The organism is Paractinoplanes aksuensis, from assembly GCF_024137025.1.
GTDB lineage: Bacteria > Actinomycetota > Actinomycetes > Mycobacteriales > Micromonosporaceae > Actinoplanes > Actinoplanes aksuensis.
The window spans coordinates 23,026-48,408 of sequence record NZ_JAMYJR010000007.1 but is presented as its reverse complement, the minus strand read 5'-3'; the positions used below and the strand labels follow the sequence as shown (position 1 = coordinate 48,408).

General features: G+C 70.3%; 19 protein-coding genes. 10 read left to right on the top strand and 9 right to left on the bottom strand.

Going from position 1 to position 25,383, the window contains the following annotated elements; translation table 11 throughout:
* Nucleotides 1–15 precede the first annotated feature (15 nt).
* Both M1L60_RS08265 and M1L60_RS08260 read right to left on the bottom strand, forming a co-directional pair.
* Entirely contained in the window at nt 16–828 is an 813-nt protein-coding gene (locus tag M1L60_RS08265) for a PrsW family intramembrane metalloprotease (protein WP_253236729.1), read from the bottom strand.
* Between the two features lie 55 nt (nt 829–883).
* On the bottom strand, nt 884–2,122 hold the full coding sequence (locus tag M1L60_RS08260) for a multidrug effflux MFS transporter (RefSeq protein WP_438862083.1): 1,239 nt from the start codon (nt 2,120–2,122) through the stop codon (nt 884–886).
* Nucleotides 2,123–2,331: 209 nt separating this feature from the next.
* Between M1L60_RS08260 and M1L60_RS08255 the strand changes: the two genes are divergently transcribed.
* Genes M1L60_RS08255 through M1L60_RS08245 form a run of 3 tightly spaced genes read left to right on the top strand, consistent with a single transcriptional unit; the run spans nt 2,332 to nt 4,983 of the window.
* Complete coding sequence (locus M1L60_RS08255; RefSeq protein ID WP_253236727.1) at nt 2,332–3,681, top strand: MFS transporter; 1,350 nt, start codon at nt 2,332–2,334, stop codon at nt 3,679–3,681.
* A gap of 15 nt (nt 3,682–3,696) precedes the next feature.
* Nucleotides 3,697–4,482, top strand: a complete 786-nt coding sequence (locus M1L60_RS08250) for a prolipoprotein diacylglyceryl transferase (RefSeq protein ID WP_253236726.1) — start codon at nt 3,697–3,699, stop codon at nt 4,480–4,482.
* Nucleotides 4,483–4,485: 3 nt separating this feature from the next.
* On the top strand, nt 4,486–4,983 hold the full coding sequence (locus M1L60_RS08245) for a mycothiol transferase (protein ID WP_253236725.1): 498 nt from the start codon (nt 4,486–4,488) through the stop codon (nt 4,981–4,983).
* A 34-nt stretch (nt 4,984–5,017) separates the two neighbouring features.
* Here M1L60_RS08245 and M1L60_RS08240 read toward each other — a convergent pair whose 3' ends face one another.
* From M1L60_RS08240 to M1L60_RS08230, 3 genes are read right to left on the bottom strand one after another with little or no spacing between them, the layout of a single operon-like run.
* Entirely contained in the window at nt 5,018–6,487 is a 1,470-nt protein-coding gene (locus M1L60_RS08240) for an ATP-binding protein (protein WP_253236724.1), read from the bottom strand.
* Between the two features lie 3 nt (nt 6,488–6,490).
* On the bottom strand, nt 6,491–8,149 hold the full coding sequence (locus tag M1L60_RS08235; RefSeq protein ID WP_253236723.1) for an NAD(P)/FAD-dependent oxidoreductase: 1,659 nt from the start codon (nt 8,147–8,149) through the stop codon (nt 6,491–6,493).
* 10 nt (nt 8,150–8,159) lie between these two features.
* On the bottom strand, nt 8,160–9,329 hold the full coding sequence (locus tag M1L60_RS08230) for an NAD(+)/NADH kinase (protein WP_253236722.1): 1,170 nt from the start codon (nt 9,327–9,329) through the stop codon (nt 8,160–8,162).
* A gap of 194 nt (nt 9,330–9,523) precedes the next feature.
* Here M1L60_RS08230 and M1L60_RS08225 point away from each other — a divergent pair, with 194 nt between their 5' ends.
* Nucleotides 9,524–11,029: a ricin-type beta-trefoil lectin domain protein gene (locus M1L60_RS08225; protein ID WP_253236721.1), complete on the top strand. Its 1,506-nt coding sequence runs from the start codon at nt 9,524–9,526 to the stop codon at nt 11,027–11,029.
* 1,601 nt (nt 11,030–12,630) lie between these two features.
* Nucleotides 12,631–13,032 carry a hypothetical protein gene (locus M1L60_RS08220; protein WP_253236720.1) on the top strand — a complete coding sequence of 134 codons (402 nt, stop codon included), beginning with the start codon at nt 12,631–12,633 and terminating at the stop codon, nt 13,030–13,032.
* 929 nt (nt 13,033–13,961) lie between these two features.
* On the opposite strand, the gene M1L60_RS08215 is transcribed toward M1L60_RS08220, so the two are convergent.
* Nucleotides 13,962–14,765 carry an isocitrate lyase/PEP mutase family protein gene (locus M1L60_RS08215; protein WP_253236719.1) on the bottom strand — a complete coding sequence of 268 codons (804 nt, stop codon included), beginning with the start codon at nt 14,763–14,765 and terminating at the stop codon, nt 13,962–13,964.
* A 35-nt stretch (nt 14,766–14,800) separates the two neighbouring features.
* Here M1L60_RS08215 and M1L60_RS08210 point away from each other — a divergent pair, with 35 nt between their 5' ends.
* The 4 genes from M1L60_RS08210 (at nt 14,801) to M1L60_RS08195 (ending at nt 17,727) form a co-directional block, all read left to right on the top strand.
* Complete coding sequence (locus M1L60_RS08210) at nt 14,801–15,187, top strand: ArsR/SmtB family transcription factor (RefSeq protein ID WP_253236718.1); 387 nt, start codon at nt 14,801–14,803, stop codon at nt 15,185–15,187.
* Complete coding sequence (locus M1L60_RS08205; RefSeq protein ID WP_253236717.1) at nt 15,184–15,669, top strand: SRPBCC family protein; 486 nt, start codon at nt 15,184–15,186, stop codon at nt 15,667–15,669. The genes M1L60_RS08210 and M1L60_RS08205 overlap by 4 nt, the downstream gene beginning before the upstream one ends.
* Before the next feature lie 88 nt (nt 15,670–15,757).
* Nucleotides 15,758–16,009, top strand: a complete 252-nt coding sequence (locus M1L60_RS08200; protein WP_253236716.1) for a hypothetical protein — start codon at nt 15,758–15,760, stop codon at nt 16,007–16,009.
* Between the two features lie 110 nt (nt 16,010–16,119).
* The gene (locus M1L60_RS08195) at nt 16,120–17,727 is read left to right on the top strand and encodes a beta-1,3-glucanase family protein (protein ID WP_253236715.1); all 1,608 of its coding nucleotides are present in this window, start codon (nt 16,120–16,122) and stop codon (nt 17,725–17,727) included.
* Nucleotides 17,728–17,886: 159 nt separating this feature from the next.
* Here the strand turns inward: M1L60_RS08195 and M1L60_RS08190 are convergent, their stop codons facing one another.
* Genes M1L60_RS08190 through M1L60_RS08180 form a run of 3 tightly spaced genes read right to left on the bottom strand, consistent with a single transcriptional unit; the run spans nt 17,887 to nt 24,093 of the window.
* A complete protein-coding gene (locus tag M1L60_RS08190; RefSeq protein WP_253236714.1) occupies nt 17,887–19,665 on the bottom strand; it encodes a S9 family peptidase in 1,779 nt (592 codons plus the stop codon).
* Between the two features lie 19 nt (nt 19,666–19,684).
* Nucleotides 19,685–21,457 carry an N-acetylglutaminylglutamine amidotransferase gene (locus M1L60_RS08185; protein ID WP_253236713.1) on the bottom strand — a complete coding sequence of 591 codons (1,773 nt, stop codon included), beginning with the start codon at nt 21,455–21,457 and terminating at the stop codon, nt 19,685–19,687.
* Between the two features lie 59 nt (nt 21,458–21,516).
* Entirely contained in the window at nt 21,517–24,093 is a 2,577-nt protein-coding gene (locus tag M1L60_RS08180; RefSeq protein WP_253236712.1) for a carboxylate--amine ligase/circularly permuted type 2 ATP-grasp protein, read from the bottom strand.
* A gap of 175 nt (nt 24,094–24,268) precedes the next feature.
* Here M1L60_RS08180 and M1L60_RS08175 point away from each other — a divergent pair, with 175 nt between their 5' ends.
* Nucleotides 24,269–25,342 (top strand): NAD-dependent epimerase/dehydratase family protein, encoded by a 1,074-nt coding sequence (locus M1L60_RS08175; protein WP_253236711.1) that lies wholly within the window; start codon nt 24,269–24,271, stop codon nt 25,340–25,342.
* Nucleotides 25,343–25,383: the final 41 nt, after the last annotated feature.

Below are 25,383 nucleotides of genomic sequence, written 5' to 3'. Positions count from 1 at the left end.
CCGTAGCGAAAAGATCTAGATCGTGAGGGGCCGTAGCGAGACGGCGGCGGGGGAGTGCTCGGCGAAGGTGCGGTAGTGGCGCAGGGCCAGGAACAGCCAGCCGAGGCTGATGGCGGCCAGGATGACGTACGGGATCGGCGCGCCGAACGTGTCCCAGCAGGTGTGCAGGACGACGGCCCCGGCGAAGGTGCCGATGAAGGCGAGCGCTCGCCGCAGGCTGGGCGCCGCGATCAGGGCCCACAGCGCCCCGGCGGTCAGCCCGGTCCACGCTGTGTGCCCGGCCGGCGAGGTCAGCCCGCGCAGGAACAGGGTCTGCTCGACGCTGCCGATGTTGCCGCCCGAGGCGAGCAGCGCCGTGAAGCCGTACCCCATGGTTTCCAGGGCGGCGAAGCCCATGCCCGACGCGACGCCGATGATCAGGCCGTCCGACGGGAGGCGGCGCTCGTGCCGGCTCATGATCGTGAGCAGCAGGATCAGCGGCACGATGAGCTTGGCCGACTCCTCGATGACCGCGACCAGCACCATCGGCAGCACGCCGAGGCCGCGCAACGTGTCGTACTCGAGGGTGCCCGCGACCACGATGCCGATGACCCCGCCGAAGAACGCGGAGATCACCAGGGCCGAGGTCGGCACCTGCCAGCGGCCGGTGCGGGCCTGGGCGAAGGTGAGGAAGGCGAGGGGTACGACGGTCGCGCCGAGCAGGATCAGGGCCGGCACGAAGTTGGGGTTCTGCGTGTGGACCAGCGTCCACAGCACGACGGCGTACAGGGCAAGACCGGTGACCAGGACGCCGAGCCAGGCCCACCGGCGGGGGGTGTGTTCGCGCATGGCACGCTGCTACCCCACCGCCGGGATCGACTCACGGTAATGCGACGCGCGTCGCTCAGTGTGCGACAGCCATCACGGGCTCGCCCGTCTCGACCTCAGCCGGCAGCCGGCTGGGGCGGACGACGGTCCACAGCACGACCACCGCGCCGCTCATGCCGCCCGCGACCACGATGGCCATGGCCGTCGAGCTGTTGCCGAGCACACCGACCAGCGGGGCGGCCAGCGCACCGACGCCGAACTGCACCGCGCCGAGCAGGGCGGCCGCGGTGCCGGCGGCCTCGCCGTGGCGGGACAGGGCCAGCGCGGGCGCGTTCGGCATGGCCAGGCCGACGGTGGCCAGCACCAGCCACAGCGGCACCAGGATGCCGGCCAGGCCGCCGAAGCCGGTGGTGGCGGTGATCAGCAGCAGGACGCCGAAGCCGGCCCCCGCGATCAGCGCCGAGCCCAGGATGCGGGCCGGCGACCAGCGGCGGAGCAGCCGCACGTTGAGCTGGGTGGCGCCGATGAGCCCGATCGCGCCGCCGGCGAAGACGTACGCGAACTGCTGCTCGCTCATCCCGAACTCCTCCTGGAAGACGAAGGAGGAGCCGCTCACGTAGGCGAACAGGGCCGAGAAGGCGAGCGCGGCGACCACGATCAGACCCACGTACGTACGGTCGGTGAACAGCGTGCCGTAGTCCTTCAGCGTGCCCACGACCCCGCCGTTGCGCCGGCGCTCGACCGGCAGCGTCTCGGGCAGGAACAGCGCCGTGGCGGTCAGGATCGCGATCGCGACCACGGTCAGCACGACGAAGACGCCGCGCCAGGACGTCCAGTGCAGCACGGTGCCGCCGATGGTCGGCGCGAGGATCGGGGCCACGCCGATGACCAGCATCAGCCGGGAGAGCAGCTTGGCCGCGGCGAACCCGCTGAACAGGTCGCGCACGATCGCCATGGCGACGACCGCGGCCGCCGCGGCGCCCAGGCCCTGCAGCACGCGCAGGGTGCCGAGGACGGCCAGGTTGGGCGCGATGACGCACAGGACCGAGGCCAGCACGTGCACGCCGACCCCGATGAGCAGCGGTGTCCGGCGGCCGATGGCGTCGGACAGCGGGCCGATCAGCAACTGGCCGAGCGCCAGACCGAGGAGCGTGCCGGTGAGCGTGAGCTGCACCGCGGCCTCGGTGGTCTGCAGGTCAGTGGTGATCGTGGGGAGGGACGGAAGGTACATGTCGATGGTCAACGGCCCGAGAGCGGACAGAAAACCGAGGACGAGGACCACGCCTAAGCGGCGGCCGGCAGGGTCTTGGCGCATATTCGTGTTCAAGCCTCCGTCGGGCGGCTTTCTTCCGCCCGGTAATAGTGGTCACAACCTGCTCGAATCGCGGAAATGGGCTTGACGCCCTGCTCAGTCCATCAGTGACCGGACGCACGTGTGGTTTCGGCCGGATTCGGTTGCTGATCGGCGGCCCGGCGGACAAGGCTGGGATCCGTACGTGCAAGAAAGCGAGTGGAAGGCGTCTCATGCCCCTGCGTCCCTCAACGAGGGCCTGGGCGGTCTGGGCCGTCGGCCTCGCCGCGTACATCGTCGCAGTGCTGCACCGCACCTCGCTCGGCGTGGCCGGGCTGGATGCGCAGCACCGCTTCGGCATCGGCGCCGGAGCGCTCGCCTCGTTCGCCGTGCTGCAACTTCTCGTGTACGCCGGTCTTCAGGTGCCGGTCGGGCTGCTGCTCGACCGCTTCGGGTCACTGCGACTGGTGGTCAGCGGCGGTGTGCTGATGGCGGCCGGCCAGGCGATCATGGCAACCACCGATCATGTCGGTGGCGCCGTCCTGGCCCGCGTCCTGGTCGGTGCGGGTGACGCGATGACCTTCATCAGCGTGCTGCGCCTGGTGCCGCAGTGGTTCCCGGCCAAGCGGGTGCCGGTGCTGACCCAGATGACCGGCATCGTCGGTCAGGCCGGGCAGGTGCTGTCGGCCGTGCCGCTGGCGATCCTGCTGGCCGGCCCGGGCTGGAGCACCGCGTTCTTCGCGACCGCGGGGGCCGGGGTCTTCGTGGCCGTGGCCGCGTTCGCCGCCCTGCACGACAGCCCGGACCGGCGGATGAACCGGGGCGAGTCGATGACGATGGGCCAGCTCGCCGAGAGCCTGGGCAGCGCCTGGCGGCACCCGGGCACCCGGCTCGGTCTGTGGACGCACTTCACCACCCAGTTCATGGGCACGGTGTTCGCGCTCATGTGGGGCTTCCCGTTCCTGGTCGCCGGGCAGGGGCTGCCCCGCGAGACGGCGAGCGTGCTGCTCACCCTTTTCGTCCTGGTCGGCATGGCGGCCGGCCCGCTGATCGGGATCCTCGTGCAGCGGCACCCGCTGCGCCGCTCGTGGCTGGTGCTGGGGGTGATCGCGGTCAACTCGGCCGGCTGGGCCCTGGTGCTGGCCTGGCCCGGACAGGCGCCGCTGCCGGTGCTGGTGCTGCTGATCGTGGCGCTGGGTCTGGGCGGGCCGGGTTCGATGATCGGCTTCGACTACGCGCGGACGTTCAACCCGCCGCATCGGCTGGGCACGGCCACCGGCGTCGTCAACGTGGGCGGGTTCGTCGCCTCGTTGCTGTCGATCGAATTGATCGGCCTGATTCTCGACGCGCGCACCGGCGGCGGCACGAACTATGACATCGCCGACTTCAAAGTGGCCATGTCGGTGCAATACACCTTCATCGTGATCGGCGTCGTCGGAATCCTGCGAACCCGCAGGTTGGCCCGGCGGCGCATGGCCGAGGAGGGTGTCGTCGTCCGTCCCCTGCGCGAGGTATGGGCGCATCGGCGGGGTTTACAAATCGCCCGTGCGGAGAAGGCCAAGGCTTCCACGGGACCGAAGTAAGAGGCTGAGGAGGACATGACCGAGCACGCACCGGATCGTCTGTGGTCCGGCATCGACATCCCCAAGACCATCGCCGGAACACTCGCCGCGGTCTCGGCCGCGGTCGTGGGTTCCTTTCTCGGCGTCGCAGGAACGCTGATCGGCGCGGCCGTCGCGAGCGTCATCGGATCGGTCGGCACTGAGCTCTACACCCGGTTCATCAATCGCGGGACCAAGACCATCGCGTCCACCTTCGTGACCGCGCCGGCTGCCGTCGGCACCCCGGCAGTGGTGGCGGCCGAGGACGAGGTTCCGTCCGACGAGCCGGCGCCGGCCCCCACGGGCCCGAAGAAGATGCGCTGGGGGCGGATCGCCGCCGTCGCGGGCGCGGTCTTCGTGCTGGCCGTGGGCACGCTGACCACCTTCGAGCTGCTGACCCAGCGCTCGATGGCCGACGCGGTCGGGGTGAAGACCAGTTCGAGCACGACACTCGGCTCCGCGTTCAGCGGCGACAACGGCAAGCGGGACGCGACCACTCCGACCCCCTCGGAGTCCGCGTCGACCGAGCCTTCCGAGGGGCCCGGTCCGGCCACCGAGCCGACCGAGGCGCCGACCGGCGAGCCCACCGGCGCTCCTTCGGCCACACCGACCCCGACGACCGAGCCCGCCGACCCGCAGCAGACCGGGGGGACCGACCCCGGCACAGCGCCCACCGACCAGCCCACTGACGGGCCGGATCAGCCGGACGGGTCGACGACGGACGGCTCGACCCAGGACGGCTCGACCCAGGACGGCTCGACCCAGCAGCAGAGCGGGGAGTGACGGATGGACGCGAAAGACGTACTGGCCGAGGCCTTCGGACGGCTCCCGGAGCTGGTCGAGACGGCGGTGCAGGGCCTCACGCCCGAGCAACTGCGTTATCAGCCGGCCAAGGGCGCCAACTCGATCGGCTGGCTGGTCTGGCACCTGACCCGGGTCCAGGACGACCACGTGGCCGAGGTGATGGGGACCGAGCAGGTCTACGCGAGCGGTGACTGGCCGGCCCGGTTCGGGCTGAAGGACGCGAGCGAGACCGGGTACGGCCACGATGCCGCGCAGGTGGCGGCCGTGGCCCCGGAGAGCGCGCAGGTCCTGCTCGACTACTACCGGGCGGTCCACGACCGCACGGTGGGCTATCTGGCCGGCCTCACCGGCGACGACCTCGACCGGGTGGTCGACGACAACTGGGATCCGCCGGTCACCCTGGGGGTGCGGCTGATCAGCGTGTACGACGACGACGCGCAGCACGCGGGCCAGGCCGCGTACCTACGAGGGTTGTTGTAGTTGAGCGGGCGGGGAATGTCCCCGCCCGCTGTTCTCAGGCCGACGACGGCTCGGTGAGCGGCAGCCGCACCAGGAACCTGGTGTCGCCCGGCTTCGACTCGAGCCGGATGTCCCCACCGTGCCCGTTGACCACGATCCGGTACGAGATGTCGAGGCCTAGCCCCGTGCCCTCGCCCACCGGCTTGGTCGTGAAGAACGGCTCGAACACCCGCTTCTTCAACTCGTCGGGCACGCCCGGGCCGGTGTCGCCGATCGCGACGACGACGTGGTCGTCCTCGCGGTACGTCTTGACCGTCAGCGTGCCGGCGCCGCTCATGGCCTGCACCGCGTTGTCGATCAGGTTGGTCCAGACCTGGTTGAGCTCGGCCGGGTGGGCCGGCACCTGCGGCAACGAGCGGTCGTAGTCCTTCACGACCTTGACCCCGTCACCGATCTTGTGGGTGAGCATGACCAGCGTGCTGTCGAGGCCGGTGTGCACGTCGATCCACTGGTGGGCCGCCCGGTCCATCTGCGAGTACTGCTTGGCCGCCGACACCAGCGACGACACCCGGCTCGTGGCGTCCTCGATGTCGGTCATCAGCTGCTCGGTCTCGAGCGCGTAGCCGATCCAGTGGATGGCCTGGTCGAGCAGCTCACGGCCGCCGACCCGCTCCTCGATCAGGGTGAGGCATTCGATGTCGATGCCGCCCTGGGCGAAGACGGGGGCCAGGTCCCAGCCGCCGGTGACGTTGCGCTCGTCCATCCAGTCGCCGAGCTCGTCCTCGCGGTCGGACATCTCCATCGCGGTCAGCACTTTGGCCTTGGCCGCCCGCTCGATCACGTCTTCCTGCAGCTCGACCAGCGCCACCAGGCGTTCCGGGTCGACCTTGCCCGCGGCCAGCATGGCCAGCTTGTGCCGCATGCCGGCCACCCGCTGGCGCAGCGCGCTGGTGGCCCGCCCGGCCGCCGCGGCCGGGTTGTTGAGCTCGTGCATCAGACCGGCCGAGAGCGCGCCGAGTGCGGTCAGGCGCTGCCGCTCGCTGACCGCGGCCTGGGTGCTGCGCATGCCCAGGGTCAGCCCCTCGAGCAGGTGCAGGGCCATCGGGAACCACTCGCGCATGATGTGGCTGAAGTCGTCGGCGGTCAGCACGAAGAACTCGGAGTCGTCGAGCGCGCGCATCGACGCCATGTACTTGCGCTCGACGCCGTCGTCGCGCAGGTAGGACTGCGTGGCGCCCATGTAGACGCCGCGCTGCTCGGTGCGGGTCGTCTCGACGTCGTCCTGGCCGATCCGCCGGGTCAGCGCGATCGTGCCGCTGAGCAGCACGAAGAACTGTTCGGCGGGGTCGCCCTCGCGGATCACGACGCCGCCGGCGGGCATGCTCATGGTGCAGCCGTGCTGCGAGATCCAGGTGAGCTGCTCGTCGGTCAGCTTCTCGAACAGGAACAGGGTGCGCAGCTCGTCGGGGGTGAGAGCGCCGGGCTCGCAGGGGACGAGGCGGACTTCGTCGGTCGGGTCAGCCATGGCTTACTGAGCCTCCAGGTAGCGGTGGACCAGCGTGACGGCCATCGCGCCCTCGCCGACCGCCGAGGCCACCCGTTTGACCGAGTTGGCCCGGACGTCGCCGGCCGCGAAGATGCCGGGAACACTGCACTCCAGGTAGAACGGATCCCGCTCGCGATTCCATCCCTTCGGACGGGTGCCGTTCGAGAGCAGGTCCGGCCCGGTGTAGACGAAGCCCTTCTCGTCGCGGGCGACGGCCTGGCCCAGCCAGTCGGTGCGGGGCTCGGCGCCGATGAAGACGAAGAGGTAACCGCACTCGACGGTGGTGCTCACGCCTTCCTTGCTGTCGCAGATGGTGATGGCTTCGAGGTGCCCGTTGCCCTGGGCGCTGAGCACCTCGCACCGGGTGCGGACCCGGATGTTGTCGATCTTGTTGAGCTGCTGGATCAGGTAGTACGACATCGATGACTCGAGCGAATCACCCCGTACGAGAAGGGTGACGGTTTTCGCGTAGCGCGAGAAGAAAAGCGCGGCCTGACCGGCCGAGTTGGCCCCGCCCACGATGTAGACGTCGGTGCCGGCGCAGGACGGGCCCTCGGTCGAGGCCGAGCCGTAGTAGACGCCGGAACCGGTCAGCTCGGCCACGCCGTCGGCGATCAGCGGCCGGTACGAGACGCCGGTGGCCAGCACGATCGAGTGGGCCGAGATCTCGCCGCCGTCGGCGAAGGTCAGCGTGCGGGCCGAGCCGTCCGGTCGCAGGCCGGTGACGTCGCGCGTGGTCAGCACCTCGGCCGAGAACTTACCGGCCTGGCGGCGGGCCCGGTCGGTCAGCTGCGCGCCCGAGATGCCGTCGGGGAAGCCCAGGTAGTTCTCGATGCGCGAGCTCTGCCCGGCTTGGCCGCCGACCGCGCGCCGCTCGACCAGCAGCGTCTTGAGGCCCTCGGAGGCGCCATAGACGGCCGCGCCCAGCCCGGCCGGGCCACCGCCCACGATGATCAGGTCGTAGAAGTCGCGCCCGGGGGCGGTGGACAGGCCGACCGCCTCGGCCACCTCGGTCGTGGTGGGCTGGGCCATGGCGCGCCCGTCGGCCGTCACCACCAGCGGGATCGACTCGGGCCCGACGCTCGCGGCCTCGAGCAGGCGCCGGCCCTCGGGCTCGTCGGCGCCGAGCCACTTGTACGGCACCAGGTTGCGGGCCAGGAAGTCGCGGATCTCGTACGACGGCTCGCTCCAGCGGTGGCCGACGACGCGGATGTCCTCGGTCTCGCGGTCGCCGGTGGCCTGCCAGGCGTCGATCAGCGCGTCGAGCACCGGGTAGAGCTTCTCTTCCGGCGGGTCCCAGGGCTTGAGCAGGTAGTGGTCGACGTCGACGACGTTGATGGCCTGGATGGCGGCGTCGGTGTCGGCGTACGCGGTGAGCAGGGCCCGCCGCGCGTTGGGGAACAGGTCCATCGCCTGCTCGAGGAACTCGATGCCGTTGACCTGGGGCATGCGGTAGTCGGCGAGGATGACGGCGACCCGCCCGCCGCGCAGCTTGAGCTCGCGCAGCGCCTCGAGGGCCTCGGCGGCCGAGGAGGCGCGGACGATGCGGTAGGAGTCGCCGTAGCGGCGGCGCAGGTCGCGGGCGATGGCCCGGGAGACCGCGGGGTCGTCGTCGACGGTCAGGATCGCGGGGTGGCCCATGGCAGATACCTCAGCTATCGGCAGGTGGCGTGGCCAGCAGGTCGGCGTATTCGGGGTGGCGGTCCAGATATCCGATGACGAAGGGGCAGGAGGGGACGACGGGGGTGCCGCGGCCGCGGGCGTCCTCGAGCGCGGCCGACGCGAGCCGGCCGGCCAGACCGCGGCCGGAGAAGGACTGTTCGACGTCGGTGTGCATGAGCTCGATGGTGTCGCCGTGGCGGCGGTAGTGCAGCACACCGGCCACCTCGCCGCCGAGCAGCAGCTCGTAGCGCTGGTGCTCGAAGCTGTCGACCACGACGGCGTCGTCCGCGTCGGGCACGCCGACCTGGGCGCTGCCCTCGACCCGTAGCTTGCGCCGGGCCCGCTCGTAGAAGCTGGTGCGGCCGAGCCGGATGACCTGGGCCGCCGCCGGGACGGGCTCGATGCAGAGCCGGTCGTCGGGGCTGGCGTAGCCCTCGACGATGCCGTCGACCTCGATGGCGAGGCGGCCGCTGGTCGGCAGGACGTCGAGGTCGAGCTGCTCTTGCAGGGCCAGCATGAGCGGGCGGTTGAACGAGGAATGTGCGGCCGCGGCCGTGACGATCAGGCCCTCGACGTTGGGCGAGACGATCGGGCCACCGGCCGAGAAGCTGTAGGCCGTCGAGCCGGTCGGGGTGGCCACGATGACCGCGTCGGCCGCGTAGTTGACGAAGTTCTTCTTCTCGACCGAGATGCCGATCGCGGCCAGCCCCTCGCCGGGCACCCGCACCATCGCGATGTCGTTGAAGGCCGAGACCTCGCGGCCGTCGGGCAGCGTGGTGCGGACGGCGGTGCGGGCCTCGATCGTGAACTTGTGCTCGTCGATCGCGGTGAGGGCGGCCGGCAGATCGGGCAGGTCGACCTCGGCCAGGAAGCCCAGCCGGCCCACGTTGACGCCCAGCACCGGGGTCTTGCGCCCCTCGACCAGCCGCATGGTGCGCAGCATGGTGCCGTCGCCGCCCAGGCTGACCAGCAGACCGGCCCGCTCGACCATCTCTTCCGAGGTGACCGCGACGGCCTCGCAGTCGATCCGGTCGATCTCGTCGTGCAGGCCCAATACGGTGACGTCGCGGCGCTCGGCCCACTTCACGATGGCCTCTATGGCCGACCCGCAGTCGCGCCTCGGGTGCAGCACCAGGCCGACGACCTTGACCATGCCCATCCGGTGTTACCCCGTCCTCGTCTTTTTTGTCCGAGCACAGCCTTGCACGCCGGGCGCCCGATCGGCGAGGGCAGGCGACGGAGCACACGTGGTTCGTTCGGGCAGGGTTCCTTCCTGTTTCTTGACAGCGTTGTCACACATAGACAGCCTCCGATGTATCCCCGAAGTTCCGGCGCACTGAAAGGACCCCCGACATGCGCCTTCGTTGGCTCGCGGTCGCCTCAGCGGCGATCACGATCGGCACCCTCAGTCCCGTGCCCGCGTACGCTGCCGACCCCTCGATCGATCTCGACCCCGGCATGCTCAGCGCGATGCGCCGGGACCTCAAGATCGACAACGGCGAGATCGCGGCCCGGCTTCGCACCGAGGCGGCGGCCCCCGTGGTCGAGAAGCGCCTCAGGACCAAGCTCGGCTCGTCCTTCGCCGGCGCCTGGATCCCCGCCGGCGCGTCGCGACTGACGGTCGCGGTCACCGACGCTTCCGCTGCTTCGACCGTACGGGCGGAAGGGGCTGACGCTCGTGTCGTGGCCCACAGCGGCGCCTCACTGGCCGCGACGCGGGCTTCTCTTGACAAACGGGCCAAATCGGCCAATTCGTCGGTGGTGCGCGGCTGGTATGTGGACACCCCGAACAACCGGGTCGTCGTCATGGCCGCGCCGGGTTCGTCCTCGGCGGCCCGTGACTTTGCGGCGGGCGCCGGTGACGTGACGGTGGTCACGTCGGCCGAGCAGCCCCGCCCGATGTACGACACCCGCGGCGGCGACCAGTACGTGATCAACGGCAACACGCTGTGCTCGGTCGGCTTCTCGGTCGCGGGCGGCTTCGTCACGGCCGGCCACTGCGGCGGCACGGGTAGCCCGACACTCGGGTACAACAACGTGTCGCAGGGCAACTTCGCCGGGTCCTCGTTCCCCGGCAACGACTACGCCTGGGTGCGTACGAACGGCAACTGGACCTCCCAGCCCTGGGTCAACAACTACTCGGGCGGCAACGTGACGGTCGCCGGCTCGCAGGACGCGGCCATCGGCAGCTCGATCTGCCGCTCCGGTCGCACGACGGGTTGGCGCTGCGGCACGCTGCTGGGCCGCAACGAGACGATCGTGTACTCGCAGGGCGCGGTGTCAGGCCTGTCCCGCAGCAACGCGTGCGCCGAGCCGGGCGACTCCGGCGGCAGCTGGATCTCGGGCAACCAGGCCCAGGGTGTCACCTCGGGCGGCACCGGCAACTGCTCCAGCGGCGGCACGATGTGGTTCCAGCCGGTCAACGAGATCCTGTCGGTCTACGGCCTGTCCCTGACCACCACCGGCGGCGGCTCAGGCGGTTCGGCCGTGATCAGCAACCTCAACGGCAAATGCCTCGACGTCCCCAACAGCAACTTCTCCGACGGCGTACGCGTCCAGATGTGGAACTGCAACGGCACGGCCGCCCAGCGCTGGAACTTCGTGAACGGCACCCTGCAGACCTCGAACAACAAGTGCCTGGACGTGGCGTGGGGCTCAACAGCCAACGGCGCCGCCATCCAGATCGTGAACTGCAGCGGCAACCCCGCCCAGCAGTTCGTCCTCTCGGCCGCCGGCGACCTGGTCAACCCCCAGGCCAACAAGTGCGTCGACATCGACGCCTGGAACGCCAACGAGGGCGCCGTACTCGTCCTCTGGGAGTGCACCGGCGGAGCCAACCAGAAGTGGCGCCGCGGCTGACCCACCCCTGATCCGGCGTGGTGCCGTCGCGGCAGCGGCACCACGCCTCCCATCGGGACCGGGCGCAGTGGGCTGCGCCTCGCCTGGGGTTCCGGCTGAGCCGAGCTTTCGGTGGCATCCCGCCCGCTGGGTGGGGTGCCACCTTTTGGGGTTGAGGGCTTATCGACCTGGCAGCGCTGCGGTGTCGGGCTGGCTGCGGTCGCTCGTGTGTGTGAGTGACCGGGCTGGGTGCGGTCGTGTGTGGGTGATCGGGCTGGGTGCGGTCGGTCGTGAGTGTCGGTGACGGGGCTGGGCTGGGCTTTCGGGAGGGGCTGCTGGTGTGAGGTGCGGTCGGTTGCCGGTGTGTAGTTGAATCGGCCGGGTGTCGGGGGCGGGGTGCCGGCGTTGTGGCGTCAGACGCGCGCCGCGGATGTTCATTTCCTTGACGTACGACTCCAGGCCGTAGTCGGTCCTGGGAGTCGCGCCGCCCATGCGCCGGGGCGCTTGACGAGTGGCAAGTGCGGGCTGTCGCGGGCGGGGGCGCTTCCGTTGGTTCCAGCACAGAGTCGGGCTGCCGGCCGGAGCGGGCTGCCGCAGGCGGGGTGTTTCCGTCGGGTTCCGGTAACGGGAAGTCCGGGCTGCCGGCGGGGCGAGGGTTGCCGTGGCCTGGCTGGCTGTCGCAGCCCCGGGTCGGTGGTGTCGCGGCTGACCTGAGGTTGTGGCCGACTGCAGGAAACGGGCACATGGGCACGAGGCGGATGCCGTCAGGGTAGAGCTGCCCGACTTGTGGACTGCGGTAGGTGGCGGGTTCGAAGGTACTGGCCACGCCTCACCTGATCCGCCCGGCCGAGCTGTTACGGATGGTGGCGCTGAGGGTCGAGCGACGGAAACGGTGTCGGTCGGGGGAGCGGTCCGCGCTTCGGCCAGTCGCGACGCCGAGGCCAGGACGGGTCGGCGTTCCGCGACGGTGGCGGTGGGAACCTGAGGCGGCGCGGGGCTGTCGTCGCGGTCGGACACGAGACGGTCGATCAGTGCGAGCCGCGCCGCGGAGGCGGTCTTCGGATCTTCAGCGGCGGCTCGGCGAAGACGGCTCAACTTGGCGGCGTGCCTCTGCTGCAAGCCCCAAGCCCGATGCCGCTCGTGCTCACGACGAAATTCTTCACCAGCGACAGAATAGTTCCGGCGCCGAGGCCGGTCGCGCATTTTCGCCAACTCTGACGTGCTGAACAACTGAAGCTGCCGCATGCCAATATTGTCCCGCCCGGAAGGGCGAAACGCTAACTCGCCGGGAGTGTCGATCATGCCAATTCGGAGCACCCACCGTTCGGTCCAGGATTAAATCGAGTCGATTATTGTCAGTTCTGATCAGCGGGATTCGGCAGCCAAATCAGAGCAACCGGGCTGGCCGGGTTGGCGGGCGCGGGTTGCCGGGTTGCCGGGTTGGCCGGGTTGGCGGGCGCGGGTTGATGGGGTTGGCCGGTTTGGCGGGCGCGGGTTGCCGGGTTGGCCGGGTTGGCGGGCGCGGGTTGATGGGTCATGGCCGGCGCGTCCGGTTACGTGCTCAAGCAGCTTGCGGGCTGGCTGGCCCGGCTGAGGCTGCTCGGCCTAGCTGAGCAGCCTGGTTGGGCGGGGCGGCTGGTTGGGCTGACTACCGACGAACTGCACCATCCGGTGCCCGCGCTTGGGCTAGATGGGGTGTTTGGGCTATTGGTCCGCCGCTGCCGCTGCTCCGCTGCCGCTGCCGCTGCCGCTGCCGCTGCCGCTGCCGCTGCTCCGCTGCCGCTGCCGCTGCCGCTGCTCCGCTGCCGCTGCCGCTGCTGCCGCTGCTGCCGCTGCCGTCGCTGCCGTCGCTGCCGTCGCTGCCGTCGCTGCTGCCGCTGCTGCCGCTGCTGCCGCTGCTGCCGCTGCTGCCGCTGCTGCCGCTGCCGCCGCCGCTGCAGCAGCCGCTGCTGCAGCAGCCGCTGCTGCAGCAGCCGCTGGCGCTGGCCGTGCCGGTTGGGGCTGGTCGGGCCGGTCGGGATTAGTCGGATCGCTCGTTTGATTGAGTTTGAGGCCGGGTCGCGGTTTTGTATCGACTTAGTGTCGCCCTTCCATTGCAACTGGAAAGGCGCCGGCCACCCTTTAATTGAAGGACAGAAGATTGGACGCGAAGCGTAGGCGGCCACCTGGCTCCGCGCTATATTCGAAATCGACTCGGGCTAAGATTCTGTGCCTGGATTGTCTTTCGAAAGTTCCGGGCTTGGCATATAGAACTCGCCTGCCTCGCAGCCGGTGGCACTCAGAACTCCGGCAGGCGCCGCCGACCAGTCTTGGTGAGCTGCCCTGCCGCCTCCGAGCGGGAAAGGGCTGCGCTCGGCCGGCCCGCGACGGCACTGGCATGGTGAGCTGCCAGCTGTCTCATAGCGGGGGCGGCCTCATTCAGCTAGGTCTGAAGGCTGCTCGCGTGGTGACCTGCGGGGCCCTCTGGTGGCGCGACGGGCTGCGACGCGGCCCATGGCGAATTGGTCGGCTGTTTGTGGCGTGACGGACTGTACTTGGCTGGGCTGCGACGGTGCCGGCGTGGTGAGCTGGTCGCTGTTTATGGCGTGACGGGCTGTACTTGGCTGGGCTGCGACGCCGCCTGCTTGGTGGACTGCTCAGCCCCCTTGTAGCGACGGGCTGCGCTCCGCTGGGCCACGACGCTGCTCGTACGGGGAGCTGCCCGGCCCGTCTCGCAGCGCAACGGCTCCACCCAGCTGGGCTCGCGTGGTGCCCCGCTGGGCTTGAGTGGTGAGCTGCCCAGACCCCGGCTGCACTCGGCCGGGCCGCGAGGCCGCTTGCGAGGGGAGATGTCCAGCCTGCCTCGGATCGTGACGATCCCACTCGGTTGGGCTGCCTGGTCGGTTGTCGCAACGGGTTGGCCGCCGGGCTGCAAGAGGAGATTGAGGCCCGGCAACCCGCGACAGCGGCGGCCTCAGCCCAGCGCGTTCTCGATTTCTTCCTCGGTCATCGAGCGGGTGCGAAAGGTTGTAGTGCCGGTGTCCAGCAGCTCGCGGGCTGCGTCGCGTAGGGCGCCGTAGGCGGCCCAGGCCAGGGCGCCGCCGGTGGAGACCCGGCGGACGCCCAGTTCGGCCAGCTCGGCCACTGTCGGGGCGCCGGCCACGGCCAGGACGTTGACCGGGCAGGCGACCTCGGTCACCAGGCGTCCGATCTCGTCGGGGGTGCGCAGGCCGGGGGCGTAGACGACGTCGGCGCCGGCGGCCCGGTAGGCGCGGAGCCGCTCGATAGTGTCGTCCAGGTTGTCGTACCCGTAAAGGTGGTTCTCGGCCCGGGCCGTGAGCACGATGTTGTGGCGGGCACACGCCTCGGCCGCCGCGGCGACCCGCTCGATTCCCGCCTCCAGGGTCTCTATGCGCGCGGTGGTGGGGTCGTAGTCCTCGATGGAGATTCCGGCCGCGCCCGCCTCAGCCAGCAGGTCGACCGTCTGGGCTATGCCCTCGGGGGTATCGGCGAAGCAACGCTCGGCGTCGACGTTGAGCGGGATGCCGATCGCGGCGGTGACGGCGGCCACGTGGGTCAGCAGTTCGCCCCGGGTCACCTGCTGGTCCTGCTTGCCCAGGGTGGCGGCCAGGCCGGAGGACGTGGTGGCCAGGGCGACGAAGCCCAGGGATTCGAGCAGGCGGGCCGAGCCGACGTCCCACGGGTTCGGCAGCAGGAAGGTGCCGCTCTGATGCAGGGCGTGGAAGCGATCGCGCAGGGCCGGGAAGCGTTCTGTCATGGCCGGAAGCGTAACCGATGAGTTACGCTTCCGGGGTGGACGACGTCGTGGCAGCCCTCGCCGACCCGGTGCGCCGGGTGATTCTCGAGGTGTTGCGGGGCGGGCCTCTGCCCGCGCGGCTGATCGCCGGGCGTTTCCCGATCAGCCGGCCCGCGGTCAGCCGGCACCTGCGGGTGCTGCGCGAGTGCGGGCTGGTGCACGACACGGCCGAGGGGCGCGAGCGCGTCTACCGGCTCGACCCCGCGCCGCTGACCGCGGTCAAGACCTGGCTGGCCGGGTTCCCCGATTCCGCGGCCGACGTGTGGAGCCGCCGGCTCGACGCTCTCGAGACCGAGGTCTACCGCACCCGCCGCGACCACCGGGAAGCGGCACTCAGCCCAGCAACGCCCAAGGACGCAGACCAAGAGGAGCGAACGGCATGACCAACGCACCCACCGGCCGGCTCGACGGCAACGACCTCATTCTCAGCCGTACGTTCCGGGCCGGCATCGACGATGTCTGGGCCAGTGTCACCGAGTCGAGCCGCACCGCGCGGTGGTTCGGCCAGTGGAGCGGCGAGGCGGGGCCCGGCCGCACGATCAAGGTCCAGATGGCGTACGAGGAAGGTACGCCCTGGATGGAGGCGCGGATCGACGCCTGCGAGCCGCCGCACCGGCTGGTGCTCTCGACGGTCGACGAGGCCGGTGCGTGGCACATGGAGTTGCTGCTCACCACGGCCGGCGGCGGGACCGAGTTGCAGTTCATCCATCACCTCACGACCACCGAGGGCGTGGGCGACGTCGGGCCGGGCTGGGAGTACTACCTCGACAACCTGGTCGCCGCCCGCGACGACGCGCCGTTGCCCGACTTCAACGACTACTACCCGTCAATGAAGCCGTACTACGAGTCCCTGCGCGGGGCCTGAGCAGTGCCGCGGGGGTGCGAGGCAGTCGTTGAGCGGGTACCGAGCCGTCCCTGCGCGACTCCTGAGGCGCGCGCCTAGGATGGCCGTCATGACCAGTGACAAGACGGCTGACCAGCTGCGCCAGGAACTCAAGGACGTCGACGAGGAGCTGGCCGAGCTGCGCCGGCTGACCGGTGACGTCACCGCTCGGCGGGGGCGCAGCAGTGACACCTCGATCGAGCTGCAGGAGCCGGAGGAGGTCGCGACCGAGCTGACCGGTCTGGCCGAGACCGAGGCCGTCATCGACGTCCTCGAGCAGCGCCGCGAGCGCATCGAGGCGCAGCTCAAAGAACTGGGCTGAGGGGCCGGCGGGCAGGGCGGGCAGGTCTTAGGGGCAATCCGACCTTAAACAGACCTTAAAGATCAACTCTGATGGGGTGGATCGGCGGGCGGCTCCAAAAAATGGGGCCCATGCGTCGCCAACGAAGTTTCATCCTGTCCGCCGTGGTCGCGGCGGTGGTCGGGGTCACCACCTGGATCGCCCTGCCGGCGTCGGCCGCCGCGCCGACCGCCTCGCTGCGCGTGGTCTCCGACTGGGGATCGGGCTGGCAGAGCGAAGTCACGATCAAGAACACCGGCGCGGACGTGATGTCGTCGTGGAAGGTCGAGGTCGACCTCCCGGCCGGCGGCGCGATCGGCAGTTACTGGGACGCTGACCTGGTCACCGCGGGCAACCACCGCACCTTCACCAACCGGGGCTGGAACGGCAGCGTCCCGGTCGGCGGCAGCGTGACGTTCGGCTTCGTGGGTTCGGGCGGCAAGCCGACGAACTGCAAGCTCAACGGCGTGTCGTGCGAGGGCGGGGCGAGTACCCCGACGACGCAGCCGACCACCGCGCCCACCACAAAGGCGCCCACGGTCGCGCCGACGACCAAAGCGCCGACCACCGCGCCGACGCCGACAAAGCCAGCCGAGGTGCCTCCGGCCGGCAGCACGCTGCCGGTGGCGGTCAAGAACGAGACGGGCCGCGGCGACAACGTCTTCCTGTACGTGCTGGGCACCAACCTGAGCACCGGCAAGCTCGGCTACGTCAACGCGGCCGGCGCCTTCACCGCGTGGACCGGCGGCGGGCCCGTCCCGGTGCCGGCGCCCGACGTGTCGATCGGCGGCCCGGCCAACGGCGCGACCACGACCATCAAGGTGCCGAAGAACCTGTCCGGCCGCATCTACATGTCGTTCGGGCAGAAGCTGGACTTCCGGCTCACCACCGACGGCCTGGTGCAGCCGGCCCCGTGGGCGGGCGGCGACCCCAACCGCGACATCCTGTTCGACTGGAGCGAGTTCACGCTCAACGACTCCGGCCTGTGGCTCAACAGCTCGCAGGTCGACATGTTCGCCGTGCCGCACGTGGTCAGCGTGACCGGGGGCGACGGGCGCACCGCGAAGACCGGCGAGGTCAAGGCGGGCGGCCGGCAGCGGGTCATCAACGCGATCAAGGCCTCGCCCGACTTCGCGAAGAGCGTGGTCACTCGGGGCGACGGGACCGTGCTGCGGGTGCTGGCGCCGGGCAAGGCGGCCGACGCGGGCCTGATGAGCCCCACGTACCTGGACTCCTACATCTCGAGCGCTTGGTCCGCGTACGCGGGAAAGACTTTGACTGTCGTGCCGTTCACCGATCGGCCGGACACGAAGTTCCTGGGTCGCACCAGCGGCAACGTCATGAACTTCACCGACGGCTCGGGCAAGACGGTCGCCTCCTTCACCAAACCGTCCACCGCGAACGTGTGGGGTTGCGACGGCGCCCTGGGCGCACCGAACGACCTGGTCGTGGGGCCGATCGCCCGCACTTTGTGCGCGGCGCTGACCCGCACCACGCTGGGCCGGCTCGACACCCAGCCCAGCGGCACGGCGGCCGACTTCTACCAGGGCAACCCGGCCAACCTGTACGGCAAGGTCATCCACGAGAACATGGTGGACGGCAAGGCGTACGCGTTCGCCTTCGACGACGTGCAGGCCCAGGAGTCGCTCGTGCACAGCGGCGACCCGCGTCAGGCCGGGATCACGCTCTCGCCGTTCTGACCGAACAGAGACGTCTGACCGAACAGAGACGTCTGACCGGATAGAGACGTCTGCGATGCCGTCCCGAGCGTGGGGTTCGGGGCGGCGGCCACGCAGATGAATGGAACGGGAGCGCCGGCACCGCAGCGGGAGGGGACCGCGCGGGGCCGGCGCTTCCTCTTACTTGAACAGGTGTGTCGTGAGCCAGTCGACGGTCTCGCGCAGATAGTCGGCCCGAGACGAGCGGTGCAGCAGTTCGTGGCCCTCGCCCGGGAAGAGCAGGTAGCGGTGCGGCACGCCGCGCTCGGCCAGGGCGGCCACCACCTGCTCGGCCTCGATGACCGGGACGTTGCTGTCGTTCTCGCCGTGCACGATCATCAGCGGCGTCCGCAGCCGGTCGATGCGGGTCATCGGCGACAGGTCGGCCAGCAGGTCGTGGTCGGCCACCGGGTCGCCGTACTTCGAGACGGCGGCGGCGGCGATCCACGGCTCGGTGTGCTCGTAGAACGTGGCGAAGTTGGACATGCCGCAGACGTCGATGCCGACCGCGAACAGGTCGGGGAACGTCGTGAGCGCGGCCAGCGTGAGGTATCCGCCGTACGAGCGGCCCATGACGCCCAGCTTTGTTTCAGCAGCGACGCCGGTTTCCACCAAAAAAACAGCACATGACCGCACGTCCTCGATCGCCGCGTAGCGCAACGCCAGGTTGTCGGCGTTGACGAAGCTGCGCCCGAAGCCCGACGACCCGCGCACGTTGGGCGCGAAGACGGCGATGCCGCGGTCGGTCAGCGACTGGAAGAGCGGCCCGTGACCCGGCCTCTCCTGCGCCTCGGGGCCACCGTGGAACCACAGCACGGTCGGGTGCGGGCCCGGGCCGGCCGGCCGGAACAGCCAGCCGGTCAGTGTCAGCCCGTCGTGCGCGGCGAACGTCTCGAGGGTGGGCCGCACCGCGTTCGGCGCCGCCGGTTCGGCCGCGACCGCCTCCACGCCGGACGCGGTCGACACCCAGACGCCGTGGGGCTGACCCGGTCCCTCGGCCGTGAAGGTCAGGGCCGAGGCGTCGAACGACCAGGACGGGCCACTGACGACCAGGCCCGGCAGCGGGGTGACGGGCCGGGCCGCGCCCGAGTCGAGGTCGAGCAGGCTCAGTTCGGACAGTCCGCCCCGCACGTTCCACAACACGGCGGCCGTACGCCCGTCGGCCGTCACCGTGAACGACTCGACCTCGTCGGTCGCGGACGCGGCGAGCACCTCCACGCTGCCCTTGCTCACGCGCACGAGCACCGGCAGCTCACCGGACTCGCTGCGGGCGTACACGGTCTCGCCGTCCGGACCGAAGACCGCCTGCTCGCCCGCCGTGACGAACTCGTCGGCGCCGGTCAGCAGGTCGCGCACCACGATGTGGCGGTCGCCGCGCGGGCCGATCCGCAGCAGCGCGCGCTCGCGGCCGGGGGAGACGTCGAGCAGTGAGATCAGCTCGCCCCGGGCGATCACCGACCGCTCGCCCGAGACCGCGTCGACCAGCAGGGCGGTGTTCAGGTTCTCGGTGAGGGCCAGCAGCGGCCGTCCCGGCAGCCAGCGCATGTTGTCGGCGGTGCCGTCGGCGAACCCGGCGATCTGGTGCAGCTCGGAGCCGTCCGGCCGGACCAGCCAGATCTCGTGCCGGGGGGCGCCGCCCGGGGCGACCAGGCAGGCCAGCCAGCCGCCGCCGCTCGACCACTGCACGGCGGCCACCGGGGCCTCGCCCGTGTCGACCAGGAAGGTCAGGTCGCTGCCGACCGGCTGGACCCACACCTGGGGGCGGCCGCTGCGGTCCGAGACGTACGCGGCGTGCCGGCCGTCCGGCGACAACGCCGGCGACCAGCTGCCCGACACTTCCGAGGGGAAGGAGCCCGTCTCGCGATTCGTCCAGCCCATCGGCAGCACGGTGACGTCGACACGGTTGAACTGACCGGTCATACGGGTCCTCCCTCGTTGTCTAGATTCCTTTGTCCTGCAACCACATCTCCAGCAGGGCGAGCTGCCACAACTGGTTGGCGCCGAGCGTGGTGCGCGGCGTGTTCGGGTCGGCCAGCAGCGCGTCGACGTACTCGGGCCGGAACAGCCCCCGCTGGCGGGCGGCCGGTGCGTGGAGCGCGTCCCGCACCTTCTCGAGCATGGCTCCTTCGAGGTGCCGGATGCCCGGAACCGGGAAGTAACCCTTGGTGCGGTCGATCACCTCGTCGGGCACCACCCCGCGGGCCGCCTGCTTGAGCACCCCCTTGCCGCCGTGCGCCAGTTTCAGTGCGGGCGGACAGGCCGCGGCCAGTTCCACCAACTCGTGATCGAGGAACGGTACGCGAGCCTCCAGGCCCCACGCCATAGTCATGTTGTCGACCCGTTTGACCGGATCGTCGACCAGCATCACCTGCGAGTCGAGCCGCAACGCCGCGTCGACCGCGGTCTCGGCCCCGGACCGGCCGAAACTCGCCGCCACGAACTCCCGGCTGACGTCGTCACCGATCAGCCACTCCGGGCTCAGCTGCCGGGCCAGGTCGCTGTGCGGGCGGTCGAAAAATTCTTGCGCGTACGCATCCACGGCTTCGTCGTAGGTCACGTGCGCGAGCGGCGGATACCAGCTGTAGCCGGCCAGGATCTCGTCCGCTCCCTGACCAGATTGCACGACCTTGACGGATTTCGAAACGTCTTCACTCAACAGGTTGAACGCGATGCAGTCGTGCGACACCATCGGCTCGCTCATCGCCGCCACGGTGCGGTCGACTGCGGGCAGGAAGCGGTCTTTCCCGATCCGGATCTGATGATGCACGGTGTCGAACTGTTTCGCGACGATATCGGAGTACGCGAATTCGTCGCCGGTCTCGCCGCCGGCCGCCTCGAAGCCGATGCTGAACGTCGTCAGCCCGCGCTGCCCCTGCTCGGCCAGCAGGGCCACGATGTAGCTCGAGTCGATGCCGCCCGAGAGCAGCACGCCGACCGGCACGTCGGCCACCATCCGGCGCTCGACCGCGAGCTTGAGCTTCTCGTGGATCAGCTCGGGCCACTCGGCGTCGGCGATCTCGGGCCGTCGCGTGTGCGAGGCCTCCCAGTACACCTGGTCGGTCGTGGTGCCGTCGGTGCGGATCACCCGGACGGTGGCCGGGGGCAGCTTGCGGACGCCGTTGACGATCGTGCGCGGGGCCGGCACCACCGAGTGGAATGTCATGTAGTGCTGCAGCGCGACCTTGTCGATCGACTTGTCGACGTCACCCGCGGCCAGCAGGGCGGGCAGCGTCGACGCGAACCGCAGCCGGCCCCGGGTCTCGGTCAGATACAGCGGCTTGATGCCGAGGCGGTCGCGGGCCAGCGTCACCGTTCCGGTGTCGTGCTCGACGATGGCGAAGGCGAACATGCCCAGAAAGTGCTGCACGCAGTCGGCGCCCCAGCGGTGGTACGCCTTGATGATGACCTCGGTGTCCGACGTGGAGAAGAACTTGTAGCCGTACCCCTGAAGCTCTTCCCGCAGCTGCTTGTAGTTGTAGATGCAGCCGTTGAAGACCAGCGTGAGACCCAGCTCGTCGTCGGTCATGGGCTGGCCGCCGGCCTCGGAGAGGTCGATGATCTTGAGGCGGCGGTGGCCGAACGCGACCGGGCCACGGGCCCACAGGCCTTCGCCGTCGGGGCCGCGCGTCTGGAGGCACGGCAGCATCCGGCGGACCGCCTCGGGGTCCGCGAGGTGGCCGTCGTACCGCAGTTCGCCCGCGATTCCGCACATGATTTACCGAACCTCCCTGTTGACGGTTTCGATCAGGTCACCGGGCCGTAACGCGCCGATCACCCCAGCAACCAGGTGTCCTTGGAGCCGCCTCCGCGCGACGAGTTGACGATCATCGAGCCGGCCGGGGCGACCCGGGTCAGCGCGGCCGGGGCCACCACCGACTCCGCGCCGGTGAAGACGAAGGCGCGCAGGTCGACGTGCCGCGGGCCGAGCTGGTGACCGTCGAAGACCGGGTGGGTCGACAGGTTGACGACCTCCTGGGCGACCCACCGGTGCGGGGCCGTGCGGATCTGGCGTCGTACGGCCGAAAGGTCTTCCGGTGTCGCGTGGGGACCGATCACGATGCGGTCGCCGCCGTAGCCGTCGACCGGCTTGCAGACCAGCTCGTCGAGGCGGTCGAGCACCTCGGCCCGCTGCTCGGGGATGCCGCACAGATAGGTCTTCACGTCGGCCAGCAGCGGCTTCTCGCCCAGGTAGTACTCGATCAGCTGGGGCACGTAGGCGTAGACGGCCTTGTCGTCGCCGATGCCGTTGCCCAGCGCGTTGGCCAGCACCACGGTGTCGGCGTGCAGGGCGGTGACCAGGCTCGGACCCAGCGGCATGCCGTCGGCGCCGGGGGAGTGGACCAGGCTGTCCTCGCCCATCCGCAGATAGATCACGTCGACCGGGTAGCGCTTGCCGTCCCGGATCCGGAACACCCGGGTGTCGTCGACGAACAGCTCGGTGCTGCGCACGACCGGGACGCCCATCTCCTCGGCCAGCATCCGGTGCTCGAACCAGGCCGAGTCGTCCGGGCCCTGGCTGAGCACGACCAGCTCGGGATCGTCGCCGGCGGCCGGGCGGGCCGCCTCGACCAGCGCGCGGCGCAGCAGCTCGGGGGTGCGCTCGACCGAGATCAGGCCGTCCGGTTCGGGCAGCTCGGGCAGCACGCTGTGGGTGAGGCGGCGGTTCTGCATGGCGTACGCGATGCCCGACGGCACGCGCAGGTTGTCCTCGAGCACGCACCAGCCCCCGTCGGCGTCGCGCACGAGGTCGACGCCGGCCACCTGGGCCCGTACGCCCTCATGGGTGACCAGAGCGCCGCTGGGCCGCAGCTCGGGCGAGCCGTCGAGCACCCATTCGGGCACGATGCCGTCGCGCACGACGTTGCGGTCGCCGTAGACGTCCTGGATGAACAGGTCGAGCGCGCGCACCCGCTGCACCAGCCCGATCCGCAGCGCCGCCCAGTCGGCCGCGGGCACGATGCGCGGCACCAGGTCGAACGGGAAGAGCCGGGTCGCGGCCTCGCCGGCCACGCTGAACGTGATGCCCCGCGAGCGCTGCTCGTCGTCCCGGGCGTCCTCCCGCCGCCGCAGACCGGCCGAGCCGAGCGCGGTCAGAACCTGGGCGATTCCCGTGTACGCCGGGTCGACCTCACCGGAGGGGAAGGCCTCGTCACCAGCGGCGGCGTACGGGAAGAGCCCGGCCGGCACGCTCTGCCCCTCGGGGCCGATGCCGGTGGCGCCGCCGCGCGTATCGGCCACCAGCAGGTCGACCACGTCCGAGATGCGGCCGCGGCGGGCCAGGGCGCGGCGCTGGCGGGCGGCCGAGCTGCCCCGGCTCAGCGCCCGCACCGACAGGTCGAACACCTGCTCCCAGTCGCCCAGCTCCTCCAGCTGCGGGCGCAGGTCGCCGACGAGCTGCTCGACGGCGACCGCGGCCGGCACCGGCTGGGGGGAGCGGGGCAGGTCGAGCAGCTCACCCTCGAGCCCGGAGCGGGCGGCCCGCCACATGGCCGCGCGGTGCAGCGGCGGCCGGGTCGCGGTGTTCGGCTTCCCGGCGCGGTAGTCCTGCTGGGCCCGCAGCACCAGGCCCCGGAACAGGCCGGCGATCAGCACGACGGTGTCGACGTCGGGGCTGGAGTCGGTGACGCGCAGCTCGACGGTGGGCACATGGGCCGACGGGCGGACGTCGAAATAGACCATCTTGGGGTCGGTGATGGTGCCCGAGGCGATCAGCTCGGCCACCAGCTCGTCGAACTCGGCCGCGCTGTTCAGCCCGCCCGGGTCGCCCGCGGTGGGCCAGCGCAGCCAGACCAGCGAGCGCACGCTGGCGTACCCCGAGTCCTCACCCATCCAGTACGGCGAACTGGTGCTCAGCGAGAGCAGGGTCGGCAGCGCGGAGGCGACCCGCTGCGTGACGGCCACTGCCTCGTCCCGGTCGTGGACGCCGACGTGGACCTGGGCGCCGCAGATCAGCTGCTCCCGGGCCAGCATCTGGTAGTCGTCGAGCATCCGCCGATAGCGCGAGGTCGGCGTCACGGGCAGTGACTCCAGGTCGACCAACGGGACCGTGCCCGCGGCGACCAGGCCCAGCCCGAGCGACTCGGCCACGGTGATCGCGGTGCGGCGGCGCCCGACGATGGCGTCGCGCAGGCCGTCCAGCGTCAGCGCCACCGGGGTGTTCGTCTCGACCACCGACCGGTGCAGTTCGGCCGAGAAGTGGGCCGGATCGAGCTGGTCGAGGATCTCCTGGGCCCGCGGCACGAGCTCGCGGGTGACCAGGTCGACGACGTGCAACTCCTCCTCGACGCCGAGGTCGAGGCCGTTGACGGCCGTGTTCTGTTCCGGCGTGACGCTCAGGGACTCCGTCATTCCGACCGCCTCTCATGTGGCCCTCGTCGGAGCCTTGCCATCACATGTGCCGAATCTGTCACGTGCCCGTTTCACATCAGTGCCATGCATGACTGTGACGACACAGCGGCCGGTGACCCGGGTCTGTGCACACACGCTGTAACCTCGGGCCGAACTCTCACCAGGAGGTTGTTTGATGAGCAATGTCGTCGTGGTGACCGGATCCGCCGGTTTGATCGGCTCCGAGTCCGTGAGGCACTTCGCCGGTCTGGGCATGGATGTCGTCGGCATCGACAACGACATGCGCAGCTACTTCTTCGGTAAGGACGGCTCCACCCGGTGGAACCTGGACCGCCTGACCAAGGAGGTCGGCGACCGCTATACCCACCACGAGATCGACATCCGCGACCGGGACGGGCTGGCCAAGCTCTTCGCCTCGCTCGGTAAGAACATCGGCCTGGTCATCCACGCCGCCGCGCAGCCCTCGCACGACTGGGCGGCCAAGGAGCCGTTCACCGACTTCGACGTCAACGCGGTCGGCACGCTCAACATGCTCGAGGCGGCCCGGGCTCATGCGCCGAGCGCGCCGTTCATCTTCACCTCGACCAACAAGGTCTACGGCGACACCCCGAACCGGCTGCCGCTGGTCGAGCAGGAGACGCGGTACGAGCTGCCCGAGGGCCACCAGTGGCACGCGGGGATCGACGAGGAGATGTCGATCGACCAGACGCTGCACTCGGTGTTCGGCGCGTCCAAGGTCGCGGCCGACGTGCTGGTTCAGGAGTACGGCCGGTACTTCGACATGCCGACGGCCGTGTTCCGCGGGGGCACGCTGACCGGGCCGGGTCACTCGGCCGCGGAGTTGCACGGCTTCCTGGCGTACGTGATGCGGTGTGTGATGGAGCAGCGGCTCTACCACATCTACGGCTACAAGGGCAAAATGGTGCGCGACGCCATTCACTCGCACGACCTGGTGTCGGCGTTCGAGGCCTTCCACAAGGCGCCGCGGGTGGCCGAGGTCTACAACATGGGCGGCGGGCGCTTCTCGAACTGCAGCCACATCGAGGCGTTCCAGATCGCGTCGGAGATCACCGGGCTCGAGGCGCGCACCGACTACGTCGACCAGGCCCGCACCGGTGACCACCAGTGGTGGATCAGCAGCACGGCTCGGTTCGAGCAGCACTACCCGGACTGGAAGCTGACCTACGACGTCCCGGCCATCCTGCGCGAGATGTACGAGGCGAACCAGGACGTCTGGAAGGTTTCTTAGAACTACCGGGCAGCTTCCTGAGCGTGCGGGTGGCGTAACTG

Coding starts and splice junctions, on each gene's coding strand:
- M1L60_RS08250 (WP_253236726.1), top strand. CDS start 3,697: ATGACCGAGCACGCACCGGATCGTCTGTGGTCCGGCATCGACATCCCC.
- M1L60_RS08195 (WP_253236715.1), top strand. CDS start 16,120: ATGCGTCGCCAACGAAGTTTCATCCTGTCCGCCGTGGTCGCGGCGGTG.
- M1L60_RS08190 (WP_253236714.1), bottom strand. CDS start 19,665: ATGACCGGTCAGTTCAACCGTGTCGACGTCACCGTGCTGCCGATGGGC.
- M1L60_RS08225 (WP_253236721.1), top strand. CDS start 9,524: ATGCGCCTTCGTTGGCTCGCGGTCGCCTCAGCGGCGATCACGATCGGC.
- M1L60_RS08185 (WP_253236713.1), bottom strand. CDS start 21,457: ATGTGCGGAATCGCGGGCGAACTGCGGTACGACGGCCACCTCGCGGAC.
- M1L60_RS08180 (WP_253236712.1), bottom strand. CDS start 24,093: ATGACGGAGTCCCTGAGCGTCACGCCGGAACAGAACACGGCCGTCAAC.
- M1L60_RS08240 (WP_253236724.1), bottom strand. CDS start 6,487: ATGGCTGACCCGACCGACGAAGTCCGCCTCGTCCCCTGCGAGCCCGGC.
- M1L60_RS08235 (WP_253236723.1), bottom strand. CDS start 8,149: ATGGGCCACCCCGCGATCCTGACCGTCGACGACGACCCCGCGGTCTCC.
- M1L60_RS08230 (WP_253236722.1), bottom strand. CDS start 9,329: ATGGGCATGGTCAAGGTCGTCGGCCTGGTGCTGCACCCGAGGCGCGAC.
- M1L60_RS08200 (WP_253236716.1), top strand. CDS start 15,758: ATGACCAGTGACAAGACGGCTGACCAGCTGCGCCAGGAACTCAAGGAC.
- M1L60_RS08245 (WP_253236725.1), top strand. CDS start 4,486: ATGGACGCGAAAGACGTACTGGCCGAGGCCTTCGGACGGCTCCCGGAG.
- M1L60_RS08255 (WP_253236727.1), top strand. CDS start 2,332: ATGCCCCTGCGTCCCTCAACGAGGGCCTGGGCGGTCTGGGCCGTCGGC.
- M1L60_RS08260 (WP_438862083.1), bottom strand. CDS start 2,122: ATGCGCCAAGACCCTGCCGGCCGCCGCTTAGGCGTGGTCCTCGTCCTC.
- M1L60_RS08205 (WP_253236717.1), top strand. CDS start 15,184: ATGACCAACGCACCCACCGGCCGGCTCGACGGCAACGACCTCATTCTC.
- M1L60_RS08215 (WP_253236719.1), bottom strand. CDS start 14,765: ATGACAGAACGCTTCCCGGCCCTGCGCGATCGCTTCCACGCCCTGCAT.
- M1L60_RS08175 (WP_253236711.1), top strand. CDS start 24,269: ATGAGCAATGTCGTCGTGGTGACCGGATCCGCCGGTTTGATCGGCTCC.
- M1L60_RS08265 (WP_253236729.1), bottom strand. CDS start 828: ATGCGCGAACACACCCCCCGCCGGTGGGCCTGGCTCGGCGTCCTGGTC.